The organism is Ensifer adhaerens (assembly GCF_002007205.1).
GTDB classification, from domain to species: domain Bacteria; phylum Pseudomonadota; class Alphaproteobacteria; order Rhizobiales; family Rhizobiaceae; genus Ensifer; species Ensifer adhaerens_D.
In genome coordinates this window covers 333,737-345,708 of record NZ_LAZS01000006.1, presented here as the reverse complement: position 1 = coordinate 345,708, position 11,972 = coordinate 333,737, and the positions used below count along the sequence as shown (strand labels likewise).

Annotated in this window: 11 protein-coding genes; 5 read left to right on the top strand and 6 right to left on the bottom strand. The window is 63.3% G+C overall.

All coding sequences use genetic code 11. From position 1 onward, the window contains the following. The first annotated feature begins 44 nt into the window (after nt 1-44). From XB14_RS14310 to XB14_RS14300, 3 genes are all read left to right on the top strand, one after another. Nucleotides 45-461, top strand: a complete 417-nt coding sequence (locus tag XB14_RS14310) for an MAPEG family protein (protein ID WP_077962271.1) — start codon at nt 45-47, stop codon at nt 459-461. A 186-nt stretch (nt 462-647) separates the two neighbouring features. Continuing rightward, nucleotides 648-1,676 carry an alcohol dehydrogenase AdhP gene (gene adhP, locus XB14_RS14305; RefSeq protein ID WP_077962270.1) on the top strand — a complete coding sequence of 343 codons (1,029 nt, stop codon included), beginning with the start codon at nt 648-650 and terminating at the stop codon, nt 1,674-1,676. Between the two features lie 122 nt (nt 1,677-1,798). Beyond that, nucleotides 1,799-2,674, top strand: a complete 876-nt coding sequence (locus tag XB14_RS14300; RefSeq protein ID WP_077962269.1) for a dienelactone hydrolase family protein — start codon at nt 1,799-1,801, stop codon at nt 2,672-2,674. A 2-nt stretch (nt 2,675-2,676) separates the two neighbouring features. Here XB14_RS14300 and XB14_RS14295 read toward each other — a convergent pair whose 3' ends face one another. After that, the gene (locus tag XB14_RS14295) at nt 2,677-3,588 is read right to left on the bottom strand and encodes a hydrogen peroxide-inducible genes activator (RefSeq protein ID WP_077962268.1); all 912 of its coding nucleotides are present in this window, start codon (nt 3,586-3,588) and stop codon (nt 2,677-2,679) included. 188 nt (nt 3,589-3,776) lie between these two features. Between XB14_RS14295 and katA the strand changes: the two genes are divergently transcribed. Further along, complete coding sequence (gene katA, locus XB14_RS14290) at nt 3,777-5,261, top strand: catalase KatA (protein WP_077962267.1); 1,485 nt, start codon at nt 3,777-3,779, stop codon at nt 5,259-5,261. 87 nt (nt 5,262-5,348) lie between these two features. Here katA and XB14_RS14285 read toward each other — a convergent pair whose 3' ends face one another. Next, entirely contained in the window at nt 5,349-6,299 is a 951-nt protein-coding gene (locus XB14_RS14285) for a LysR substrate-binding domain-containing protein (protein WP_077962266.1), read from the bottom strand. 205 nt (nt 6,300-6,504) lie between these two features. Here XB14_RS14285 and XB14_RS14280 point away from each other — a divergent pair, with 205 nt between their 5' ends. Beyond that, nucleotides 6,505-6,801: a DUF1127 domain-containing protein gene (locus tag XB14_RS14280; RefSeq protein WP_077962265.1), complete on the top strand. Its 297-nt coding sequence runs from the start codon at nt 6,505-6,507 to the stop codon at nt 6,799-6,801. Between the two features lie 319 nt (nt 6,802-7,120). Here the strand turns inward: XB14_RS14280 and XB14_RS14275 are convergent, their stop codons facing one another. The 4 genes from XB14_RS14275 to XB14_RS14260 form a co-directional block, all read right to left on the bottom strand. Further along, nucleotides 7,121-7,951 (bottom strand): DUF937 domain-containing protein, encoded by an 831-nt coding sequence (locus tag XB14_RS14275; protein ID WP_077962264.1) that lies wholly within the window; start codon nt 7,949-7,951, stop codon nt 7,121-7,123. Between the two features lie 125 nt (nt 7,952-8,076). Further along, nucleotides 8,077-9,450: a glutamate--cysteine ligase gene (locus XB14_RS14270; RefSeq protein WP_077962263.1), complete on the bottom strand. Its 1,374-nt coding sequence runs from the start codon at nt 9,448-9,450 to the stop codon at nt 8,077-8,079. 243 nt (nt 9,451-9,693) lie between these two features. Next, nucleotides 9,694-10,431, bottom strand: coding sequence for a 16S rRNA (uracil(1498)-N(3))-methyltransferase (locus XB14_RS14265; RefSeq protein WP_077962262.1), 738 nt, complete (start codon nt 10,429-10,431; stop codon nt 9,694-9,696). Nucleotides 10,432-10,441: 10 nt separating this feature from the next. Continuing rightward, nucleotides 10,442-11,947, bottom strand: a complete 1,506-nt coding sequence (locus XB14_RS14260) for an inorganic phosphate transporter (protein ID WP_077962919.1) — start codon at nt 11,945-11,947, stop codon at nt 10,442-10,444. Nucleotides 11,948-11,972 lie beyond the last annotated feature (25 nt).

Here is an 11,972-nt window from a genome sequence, read left to right as displayed (position 1 = left end):
CCCTCTGTCTTTTTAGCGTAGGCATATTTGAGGGAGTAGGCGTAATGACGGGTTTCGAGATCTTCTGGCCGATCGTGGCCCACGTGTTTCTCGTCTTCTGCCTTTACGCCCTTCTCTCCTTCCGCCGGATGGGGCTGGTGCGCGCCGGTAAGGCGAACGCCGCCCAGTTTCGCGAAAACCGCGACGAACCGGGCGAAAGCCTGGTGGTGAAGAACAGCATCGCCAACCAGTTCGAGCTGCCGGTTCTGTTCTACGTCTGCTGCGTGCTGCTCTATATCACCGAAGCGGACAACATCGCCTCGCTTGCGCTCGCCTGGCTCTTCGTCCTCTTGCGCTATGCGCACGCCTTCGTGCATGTCACCAGCAACCGCATCCGCTATCGTCGGCCGCTGTTCATGGGCGGCGTCGCGACGCTGTTTGCCATGTGGGTGTGGCTTGCCGTCTGGATGGTGATGAGCTGAGCTGTTGCGGCCCGCTATCTGACTCAAATCTGAGACAATTTTCACATCGATCGTCGCGCCTTGATGCGTGTCAAATGCCCTCCATCGCTTTTGGGAGTAATCTTGCTGCCGTTAGCGTGACCGTGGGCCTCGCAACGAGGCGGCGGTCTTGCGTCGACGTTGGGCAACAACGCATCGGAGGACGAGATGACCGCAACGATGAAAGCCGCCGTGGTGCGCGAATTCGGCAAGCCGCTGGTAATCGAGGATGTGCCGATACCGGAGCCGGGTCCCGGCCAGGTGCTGATCAAATACGAGGCGACGGGCGTGTGCCACACGGACCTGCACGCCGCCAACGGCGATTGGCCGGTCAAGCCGAAGCCGCCATTCATTCCCGGACACGAAGGTGTCGGCTATGTCGCCAAGCTCGGCAGCGGCGTTGCGCGGCTGAAGGAAGGCGACCGCGTCGGCGTGCCGTGGCTGCACACGGCCTGCGGCGGCTGCACGCCTTGCCGCACCGGCTGGGAGACGCTCTGCGGCAGCCAGCAGAATACCGGCTATTCGGTCAACGGTACCTTTGCCCAGTACGGGCTCGCCGATCCGGACTTCGTCGGCCGCCTGCCGGACAAACTCGAATTTGGACCGGCTGCCCCGATCCTCTGCGCCGGCGTCACCGTCTATAAGGGCCTGAAGGAAACCGAGGTACGTCCGGGCGAATGGGCATTGGTTTCCGGTATCGGCGGCCTCGGCCACATGGCCGTGCAATATGCCAAGGCGATGGGCATGCATGTCGCCGCCGTCGACATCTTCCCGGACAAGCTGGAACTCGCAAGAAAACTCGGCGCGGACCTCGTCGTCGACGCGCGCGACAAGGACGCGGTCGAACAGGTGCGAGATGCGACCGGCGGCGTCCATGGCGCATTGGTCACGGCCGTTGCACCGAAGGCGATGGAGCAGGCCTTCAACATGCTGCGCTCCAAGGGGACGATGGCGCTGGTCGGCCTGCCGCCGGGTCAGATGTGCCTGCCGATCTTCGACACGGTGCTGAAGCGCATCACCATCCGCGGCTCGATCGTCGGCACGCGCCAGGATCTCGAGGAATCGCTGGAATTTGCCGGCGAGGGCAAGGTCGCCTCGCACTTCACCTGGGACAAGATCGAAAACATCAACGCGATCTTCAAACGTATGGAGGAGGGCAAGATCGACGGTCGCATCGTGCTCGACCTCAACGGCTGACCGTTCAGGAGGAAACACGAAGCGGTAACGCAAGTTTGTCTGTTCGATCCCGCCCGCCGACTTATTCTGTCGCGGGCGGTTCTGTCTGCCGCCGCGGGAGATAAGAACCGAAGGAGGCCGACATGCAGGAACCGAAAATCACCCAGGCGATGGTCGATGCCTATGACGAATACACGCATCTGACCCTCGACCGCCGTCGTTTCATGGAAAAGCTCACCGGACTGGCCGGTTCGGCTGCTGCAGCCGCCGCGATCGCGCCACTGCTGGCCGCCAACGGCGCCAAGGCGGAAATCGTCGCCCCGACCGATAGCCGCGTCACGGGCGAGGATATCTCTTATCCCGGCGCCGGCGGCGACATGAAAGGTTATCTCGTCCGCCCGGCCGAGGCGGGCGGCAAGCTACCGGCCGTCATCGTCATTCACGAGAACCGCGGGCTGAACCCGCATATCCGCGACGTCGCGCGGCGCATGGCGCTGGAAGGCTTCCTGGCGCTGGCCCCGGATTTCCTGTCGCCTGCGGGCGGAACACCGACGGACGAGGATAAGGCACGCGAGATGATCGGCGCGCTCGATGCCGCCGCAACGACGGCGAATGCGGCTGCGACTGTGGCGTTTCTCGAAGGACACGCGCAATCGACCGGCAAGGTCGGCGCCATCGGCTTCTGCTGGGGCGGTGGTCTCGTCAACCGGCTGGCAGTCGGCTCGCCGGACCTGAAGGCGGGCGTTGCCTATTACGGCGCCCAGCCCAAGGCCGAGGATGTGCCAAAGATCAAGGCCGCCTTGCTGCTGCACTATGCCGGGCTCGACGAGCGCATCAACGCCGGTATCGAGGCCTACCAGAAGGCGTTGAAGGACGATGGCAAGGACGCGACCATCTATGTTTATGACGGCGTCAACCACGCCTTCAACAACGACACGTCGGCTGCCCGTTACGACAAGGCCGCAGCGGACCTCGCCTGGAGCCGGACGGTGGAGTTCCTGAAGACCAAACTCGCCTGAGCTCAGGCCGCGGCTGCCTGGAGAATGTCGTCGGCGCAGCCGCTGATCGCCGCGGCGAGCGCTTCCATGTCGCGCTCGCGCGCGCTGCTGCGCCGCCAGACGAGGCCGATTTCGCGCGCCGGCTCGGGTGCGGCGAAGGGCACGATGCGGATGGAGTTGCGGGCCGCCTCGGTTGGAATGGCGATTTCGGGGATGAGCGTCATGCCCATGCCGTTGGCGACCATCTGCAGCAGCGTCGTCATCGAGGTGGCGCCGAACGAAACGAGGCGTCGTTTGCCCGCGGTGCTGCAGACGGCGAGCGCCTGGTCGCGCAAGCAATGGCCTTCCTCGAGCAGCAGCAACTGTTCGACATCCACCTGATCTTCGGTCAGCGGCGACATCAGGATGTTTCGCTCGTCATCCGCCATTGCCATGTAGAAGCGGTCGGAGAAGAGCGGTTTCGTCGAAAGCCCGTCGGTTTCGATCGGCAAGGCGGCGACGACGGCATCGAGCAGGCCCTCGCCGAGATCGGCGACCAGTCTTGACGTCACCGACTCCTTCAGTTCGATCTCGATCGCCGGATAAACGCGGCGCAGGTGCGGCACCAGCCGCGGTACGAGATAGGGGGCGAGTGTCGGGATGACGCCGATGCGGATCCGCCCTTCGAGCGTGCCGGAACTGGCGCGTGCGCTGAGCTCCAGTTGATCCACCTCGGCGAGGATGGCGCGGGTCCGGGCCAGCACTTCCTCGCCCTTGCGCGTGAGGAAGATGCCGCTGCGGCTGCGCTCGACGAGCTTTACGCCCAGGTGGTTCTCCATTTCCATGATCTGGGCGGAGAGCGCCGGCTGGCTGACATGGACGAGTTCGGCCGCCTTGCCGAAGTGGCGAGCGGAGGCAAGCGCCTCGAAATAGCGCATCTGTCGAAGTGTAAGCATAATAGGAAAATCCTATCGATTTTTAATTTTTATGCAATTGGAGATTATCGAGGCGCTGTGGGAAAAACCTCTTGCCAGAGCGTTCGGGCTTTGATCGCCGCGCAGTTTGCGGCCGGCAGCGCCTCAAGCTGCGATCGGGCAGCCCTGTCCGATCTCCCGGGCGCGAAATCTTTTGACAGGAGGACACGATGTCTGATCGACCCATATTGACGACGAGCGCCGGTGCGCCGGTGCCGGACAACCAGAACTCGCTGACGGCCGGCCCGCGCGGCGGCGTCATGATGCAGGACTACCAGCTTATCGAGAAGCTGTCGCATCAAAACCGCGAGCGCATTCCCGAGCGCGCCGTGCACGCCAAGGGCTGGGGCGCCTATGGCACGCTGAAGATAACAGGCGATATCTCGAAATACACCAAGGCCAAGGTTTTGCAGCCGGGGGCCGAAACGCCGATGCTGGCGCGTTTCTCGACCGTTGCCGGTGAACTGGGCGCTGCCGACGCCGAACGCGACGTGCGCGGCTTCGCGCTGAAGTTCTATACGCCTGAGGGCAACTGGGACCTCGTGGGTAACAACACACCGATCTTCTTCGTCCGCGATGCCTACAAGTTCCCGGACTTCATCCACACCCAGAAACGGCACCCGAAGACCAACCTGCGCTCGGCAACCGCCATGTGGGATTTCTGGTCGCTCTCGCCGGAGAGCCTGCATCAGGTCACGATCCTGATGTCCGATCGCGGATGTCCGGTATCGCCCTTGCACATGAACGGCTACGGCTCGCACACCTTCTCGCTCTGGAAAGATGCCGGCGAGCGCTATTGGGTCAAGTTCCATTTCAAGACCCAGCATGGCCACAAGCACTATACGAACGCCGAGGCTGCGGACGTGATCGGCCGGACGCGCGAGAGCTATCAGGAAGCGCTCTACGGCGCGATCGAGGAGGGCAACTATCCGCGCTGGACGCTTCAGGTGCAGATCATGCCCGAACTCGAGGCGGAAAAGACCCCCTACAATCCCTTCGACGTCACCAAGGTGTGGCCGCATGCGGACTATCCGCCGATTGAGGTCGGCGTATTGGAACTCAACCGCAATCCGGAGAACTACTTTGCCGAGGTCGAGAACGCCGCCTTCTCGCCATCCAACATCGTGCCGGGCATCGGCTTTTCGCCGGACAAGATGCTGCAGGCGCGGCTCTTCTCCTATGCCGACGCTCACCGCTACCGGCTCGGCACACACTACGAGCACATCCCGGTCAACCGGCCGAAATGCCCGGTGCATCACTATCACCGTGATGGCCAGATGAACACGTTCGGCGGCATCCAGACTGGTAGTCCGGACGCCTACTACGAGCCGAATTCGTTCAACGGTCCGGTCGAGCAGCCGTCCGCGATGGAGCCGCCGCTGCGCATCAGCGGCGACATGGGCCGCTTTGATCACCGTGACGGCAACGACGACTACAGCCAGCCGCGGGCGTTGTTCAACCTGTTCGACGCCGGGCAGAAGGCGCGGCTGTTTTCCAACATCGCATCTGCGATGGGCGGCGTACCGGGCCTGATCGTCGAGCGCCAGCTTGCGCACTTCAAGCTCGTCCACCCGGATTATGAAGCCGGCGTGCGTGCGGCGCTTCAGGCGGCGTACGGCTACGAGGCGGAGACCGTCAGCACCGCTGCCGAATAGGCGGGGAGGGTACTCGTCCCGCCCCCGGAAAAGAAAAAGGCCACGGACCTCACGGTGCGTGGCCTCTATGGTCTCTGCATCTCGCTCTTACCAGCCCGGCAACATGTGGCTTTGCCTCAGGCGCGGATAACGCGGGAAGCCCTTGATGTCGGCCTCGAGGTCGTCATTGGCGCTGATCGGCGTGATGTTGTCGAGGCAGGCGGTGATGTGGTTGCTGATCGCATTCGACAGCGACGGCGAAAGCCCCGGCCGCTTCATGATGCCGATCTGCACCGGCGCCAGCGCCGGGAACCCGTCGGCAAGCGTCAGTACCTTCATGCCCGGACGAAGAGCCGATTCCGGCAGGACGGACACGGCCATGCCGGCAAGAACGGCAGCCGCGACGACCGTCGACGACCAGCTGGTGAACAGGATCTGGTATTCGCGCCCGGTGGCGTCGAGGGCGGCGCAGGCCGCCTGCCGCCACAGACAGTCGCGCCGGCCGACGGCGAGCGGGATCGGCGCGTTCTCGGGCAGCGGATGGTTGATCGAGCCCACCCAGCAGAGCGGCTCGGTGCGCACCACGTCCGAAGCGCGGGCACGCGGATTATGGGTGACGAGCGCGATGTCGAGGTCGCCCTTGGCCATCTTCTCGGCGAGATCCACGGAGGGCTCGCAGACGATGTAAAGCTCGACGTTCGGATGGGTCTTCGCGAACCGCATGATGATCTCTGGCATGTAGCGGTCGGCATAGTCGTCGGGCGTGCCGATCCTGAGCGTGCCTTCGAGGCGATTGTCGTCGAAGGAGGCGATCGCCTCGTTGTTGAGCCGGATCATGCGGCGGGCGAAATTGAGTAGCCGGTCGCCTTCGACCGTCAGCCGGTTGCCGCGGCCGTCCTTCATAAAGAGCGCCTTGCCGATGCGCTCTTCCAGGCGACGCATCTGCATGGAAACGGCGGATTGAGTCTTGAAGACCCGGTCGGCCGCCTTGGTGAAGCTGCCCGTGTCGGCGATCGCGACAAAGGTCTGGAGCTGGTCGATATCAAGGGGTGCGGACATGGCCGTGATGCATCCATAAGATTGTTTGATGAATATCATTAAAAACATTCGTTGGACTGATCAATAAGGATTTGCGATCAATTGGGGGCAAATTCATCGATCCCGGCCGGCAATTCGCCGGCGAATCCCAAACTCTTTGGCCCGCCCCTGCGTTTGACCTCCCCCGCAGGGGATGGGCCTCTTCGTGCCTGAAAGGAGAATTGTCATGCGCACGACCCAGCCCGCCCTCGATCTCGACCTCGTTGCAGGAAAGCAGTCCTATGCCTCCCGTGCCGTCGGCGTGACAGGCACGCTGACGTCCGTATGGCAGCAACTCCGCAATCGCTACGCGATCGGCCGTCTGAATGATCTGGATGACCGCCAGCTCCTCGACATGGGGCTGAAGCGAGAAGACGTGCGCGAGGCGATCACCTCGCCCTTCTTCGACAATCCGGCGAGCTACCTGACGCGCGCGTCGCGGAACCGGGCGAGCCTCTTCTTCAAAGGGGCCCGCCACGATTGATCGTCCCCCAATGGCGCATCCCGCCGCTTGAGATGTGCCAGTCGAGCATGATCCGCGAAAGCCAGCCGCCGCCGCGGATCATGCTGCGAAATCCGGAGTTTTGGTGCTGCTGACCAGCGCGTCGCGCGCCCAAACGTTCCCCGCAGGGTAGAGCCAATAGACCCTGCCGCTTGGCCCGGTGCATGACCAAGACATGTACCGGGCCTTTTTCTTTTCGGAAGAGACGGTAAAGAGACCGTGCAGCTCTCGCACTCAGGCGTTGCTGCCGCCGCCGAGGGCGCGGGACAGTGTGAGCGGGGATTGACCGTCGGCCGCAGCCTCAGCCCTTCGTGCCGGGTCCCGTCTTATACATGTCGAACAGCGCCTCGACGTTCTTCTGGTATTCCTTCTGCATCTCCAGCCCGGTGTCGAACAGGCTGTTCATCACCTGCGAAAACTGGGCGGTCGCTGGATTGTCGGCTGGCGGCTTCTGCGCGCCGGCAGCACCCGCCTGCATCATGTCCTGGAATGCCTTGACGAAGGGGTTGTCGGCAAAGACGTCTGCTGTCTTCGGCTTCTCTTCCTTCTTCGGAGCCATGCCGAAAAAGCCCTGCATCGCCTGGGTGAAAGGATTGTCGAATGGGTTGGGCTGCGGTTCCGGCTTCTTGGCAAAGCCGGCGGCCTCCATCCACTGCCGCATGGCCGCAGCCATCGGATTGTTGGCGAAGGCATCGCCTGCCGCTGCAAACTGCCCGGTCGTCTGCTTGAACAGCCCGCCCATCAGCGTATCGGCCATGACAGGCAGCATCTGCTTGTAGATTTCCTGGCTGATGCCGGTGACCTGGGCCGCCTGCGCGGCGATCGCGCGCGACATTTCCTTCGAGCCGAAGAGTTGCCCGAGAACGCCGTTGCCGTCGGCCATGCCTTGTGGCGTGAAGGCCTGCCTCATGTCTTCGAAGTATTTGGCGTAGTTGCCGCTGCCGAGCGCCGTCAGCAAGGCGCCGAAATCGTAAGGGTTGGCGGTATTACGCTTGAAGGCTGCCGAGAAGGCCGGCAGCAGTGCCGCCGTCGCCTTCGTCATCTGCTCCTGGGCGATGCCGAACTGTTGCGCCATCAACTCGATGGCCTTGCCGTTCTGCGCCTGCGCGAACATGTCGAAAAGCGGTGCCATCCCAGTTCCCCTTTATGGACGCGCGGCGCTCAATGCGACGCATATCCTTGCACTATAACGGGAAATCGGGACCTGGGAACCGCTTTTTGAGAGGGCCGCGACAGCCGCCGCGCGCCTGTCCGGCCTTAGTACTGGTATTCGGCGAAGACTGGATCCACAGAGCCTTTCCAGCGGCCATTGTAGAGCGCCAAGAGGTCTTCCGCGAGCGTCGCCTTCTTGGCGAGCACCTCGTCGAGCGGCGCCAGGAACTGGCTCTCGTCGATGCCGTCGCCGTTCAACCGGTTGCGGCGCTTCAGGCCGCCACGGGAAATGGCGATGACCTCGCGGGCGACGTCGTAAAGCGTGCCAGTGCGGAACTTGGTCGCAAGCGCCTGCACGGGCACCTGATCGCGCATGGCGCTCACCTCTTCGAAGGTCCAGTCGCGCGTCAGCGCGTCGGCGGCGTCGAGCGCCTCGCGGTCGTAGAGCAGGCCGACCCAGAAGGCCGGCAGCGCGCAGATCCGCCGCCACGGGCCGCCATCGGCGCCGCGCATTTCGAGGAAGCGCTTCAGCCGCACGTCCGGGAACAGCGTCGAGAGATGGTTGGTCCAGTCGCCCATGTTCGGCTGCCAGTCGGCGATCTCGCCCTTGAGCGCGCCGCCCATGAACTGGCGGAAGGTGATGTGGGTGCAGTCGTGGTAGTGGCCGTCGCGCACGACGAAGTACATCGGCACGTCAAGCGCCCATTCCACGTAGTCGGCAAAGCCGAAATCCGGACGGAAGGCGGAGGGCAGCAGGCCGGCGCGCTGGTTGTCGGTGTCGCGCCAGATGTCGCCGCGCCAGGAGAGCAGCCCGTTCGGCTTGCCGTCGGTAAAGGGCGAGCTTGCAAACAGCGCGGTCGAGAGCGGCTGCAGCTTCAACGACACCTGCATCTTGCGACGCATGTCCTCTTCCGAGGAGAAGTCGAGGTTCACCTGGATTGTGCAGGTGCGATACATCATGTCGAGGCCCCGGGTGCCGACCTTGGGCATGTAGCGGCTCATGATGCCGTAGCGCGATTTCGGCATGCGCGGGGTTTCATCAAAGGTCCACTTGGGGCTGCCGCCGATGCCGAGGAAACGGATGCCGAGCGGCTCGGCGACTTCGCGCAGCACAGCCAGGTGCTGGTTCGATTCCTTGCAGGTCTGGTGCAGGTTTTCGAGTGGCGCGCCGGAAAGCTCGAACTGTCCACCCGGTTCCAGCGAGATTGCGCCGTTGCCCGACTGCTCGGCAAGGCCGATGATGTTGCCTTCGTCGACGATCGGTTCCCAGCCGCTTTTCGCCGCCATGCCGTTCAGAAGCGCCTGGATGCTCGCCTCGCCGAAATAGGGGACGGGGCTGTTGTCCGCCTTAAAGAAGGCGAACTTTTCGTGCTCCGTGCCGATCCGGAACCGCTCCTCCGGTTTCGAACCTTCTGCCAGGTAGGCGGTCAGGTCAGCGACAGAGGTTACCGGCGTCTGGTCGGTGGTATCTCGGGCCATGAGCGTCTTCTTTTGTTTGGGCGGCTCCCGCAGGTCAGCGGGAGTTGATGGAGGCTGCTTGAACCGTAATCAGGTGCGGTGCAAGTCAATTTCTTTCAAGATCTCATCAAAAAAAGTAGGACATTTGCTTGCGTTGGAGCAAGCACCGTGGAAGTGGCTATCGTCGACCCAACCCTGCCTTGTTTCACCGGTTCTCTTCTTCTAGGGGAGCGCGCGACGCTTGATTTGCCCCGGAGCGACCGGCTATCGCCAGTCGCCGACAGTGGCCTGGATGACCGCCATGGCGGCGACGGCTGCGGTGTCGGCCCTGAGGATACGGGGCCCGAGCGGAATGGCGGTGACGAAATCGAGGCTGCCGAGCAGCGTGCGCTCGGCTTCGGAAAAGCCGCCTTCCGGGCCGATCAGCAGAGCGAGTTTCTTTTCCTTGATGCCGGCAAGGATCGGAAGAGGATTCTGGCTGTCGCTGCCTTCGTCGCAGAAGATGATGCGCCGGTCGCCCTGCCAGGTCGCAAGCACGTCCTCGAGCCGGCGCGGTTCCTCGACATCGGGAATGCCGAGCACGCCGCATTGTTCGGCGGCCTCGATGACGTTGGCCCGAACCCGCTCGATGTTGCCGAGCTTGCCCTGTACATGCTGGGTCATGACCGGCTGCAGCACGCCGGCGCCCATCTCGACGGCCTTCTGCACCAGATAGTCGAGCCGCCCGACCTTGAGCGGCGCAAAGAGATAGACGAGATCGCAGGGCTGCGGCTGCGGGCGCGTCTGCTCGACGGATGTCAGAACCAGCTTCTTCTTGGCTGCGAAGGAAAGCTCGGCCCGCCACTCGCCGTCGCGCCCGTTGAAGACGAGGATCGAGGCACCCTCTTCGTAGCGCAGCACGTTCACCAGGTAATTGAACTGTTCCTTGCTCGCTTCGTGAGCCAAGCCCGTCTTGAGGGGATGTTCGACAAACAGTCGCTGCATGCGAAAATTGGCGCGCACAGAGAAACCTTCACATGAAAATGCCGGAGAGGATGAAATAGAGCACGGCCGACAGCGCCGCCGAGGCCGGGACGGTGATGACCCAGGCGCCGACGATCGTCAGGAAATGCGAGCGGCGGACGAGGCGCCGACGGCGCACCTCGGCAAAATTCGTTTCCGCCGATTCCATGAAATCGGTTTGTCCTGTCCGTTGCCGGACATATTCGAGCCGCCGCTTGGAATTGCGGATGTACCATTCGCGGAAGAAGCCGACGCCGAAGACGGCGCCCACGGCCGTGTGCGTCGAGCTGATCGGCAGGCCGAGCGCCGATGCGAGCAGCACGGTGACCGCGGTTGCGAGCGCCACGCAGAAGGCGCGCATCGGATTGAGCTTGGTGATCTCCTGGCCGACGACGCGGATGAGCTTCGGACCGTAGAGCAGAAGGCCGATCGAAATGCCGAGCGCACCGATCGCCAGTTCCCAGAGCGGGGCCGGTGACTTTTCCGTCGTGATCACCCCGTCGAGTGCCGAAACGATCGCCGACAGGGGACCGATCGCGTTCGAGACGTCGTTGGCGCCGTGCGCGAAAGAGAGCAGGGCGGCGGCCACGATCAACGGCAGCCGGAAGAGCTTGCGCAGCGACTGGTTGCGGTTGTCGAGACCTTCCGATTGCCGGTAGATCCATGGTTTCGCCTGCAGATAGACTGCCACGCCAGCGACAAGGCCGGCCGCAAGACTCGTCGGCAGGCTGATCGCGGCCACCTGCACCAGTCCGATAACGGCGAGGTAGGCGGTAAAACAACCGGCGGTCACTCCGAGAATGACAGGCATCCATCGTCTTGCGGCGGCGATCTTGTCCTCGCGGTAGATGATGAATTCCTTGAGGAAGGCGAGGAAGGCGGCGGCGATAGCGCCGCCGAGCAGCGGCGAGACCGACCAGCTGAGCGTGATGCCGGCGAGCGACCACCATTGGACGCTGGAAAAGCCGGCGGCGGCGATGCCGGCGCCGACGATGCCACCAATGATCGAGTGCGTGGTCGAGACCGGCGCGCCGGAATAGGTGGCGATATTGATCCAGGCGGCAGCGGAGGCGAGGGCCGACATCATGATCCAGACGATTGCCTGCGGACCGAGCACGTCTTCGCCGTAGACGATGCCCGCTTCGATGGTCAATGCGACCTGCCGGCCGGCAAGCATCGCGCCGGCAATCTCGAAGACCGCCGCAATCGCAAGCGCGGTTGCCATCGACATCGCCTTGGCGCCGACGGCCGCGCCAACGTTGTTGGTCACGTCGTTGGCGCCGATGTTCATGGCCATGTAGCCGGCGATTGCAGCTGCGGCGATGATGATCGGCGCGCTTGCGGAACTCGTCACGAAGCTCGCGGCAAAGGCCATGCTCAAAAGCAGGAACAACCCGGCAAGCGCCGGTGCCGCGAGGCTCCGCCGCACATGCTGCGAGGCTTCCTCGGCAAGGCTGAGCTTGTCGAGGTCTTTGTCGATCGTTTGCTTCGCGAGGCGTGCGCGCGGATTGGCCACTGCCGGGAACTCCATTGTCACCACG

Bases quoted from the DNA above. Each gene is read 5' to 3' on its own strand.
- XB14_RS14280 (WP_077962265.1), top strand. From the start codon at position 6,505: ATGCGCACGACCCAGCCCGCCCTCGATCTCGACCTCGTTGCAGGAAAG.
- adhP (WP_077962270.1), top strand. From the start codon at position 648: ATGACCGCAACGATGAAAGCCGCCGTGGTGCGCGAATTCGGCAAGCCG.
- XB14_RS14285 (WP_077962266.1), bottom strand. From the start codon at position 6,299: ATGTCCGCACCCCTTGATATCGACCAGCTCCAGACCTTTGTCGCGATC.
- XB14_RS14270 (WP_077962263.1), bottom strand. From the start codon at position 9,450: ATGGCCCGAGATACCACCGACCAGACGCCGGTAACCTCTGTCGCTGAC.
- XB14_RS14300 (WP_077962269.1), top strand. From the start codon at position 1,799: ATGCAGGAACCGAAAATCACCCAGGCGATGGTCGATGCCTATGACGAA.
- XB14_RS14295 (WP_077962268.1), bottom strand. From the start codon at position 3,588: ATGCTTACACTTCGACAGATGCGCTATTTCGAGGCGCTTGCCTCCGCT.
- katA (WP_077962267.1), top strand. From the start codon at position 3,777: ATGTCTGATCGACCCATATTGACGACGAGCGCCGGTGCGCCGGTGCCG.
- XB14_RS14310 (WP_077962271.1), top strand. From the start codon at position 45: ATGACGGGTTTCGAGATCTTCTGGCCGATCGTGGCCCACGTGTTTCTC.
- XB14_RS14275 (WP_077962264.1), bottom strand. From the start codon at position 7,951: ATGGCACCGCTTTTCGACATGTTCGCGCAGGCGCAGAACGGCAAGGCC.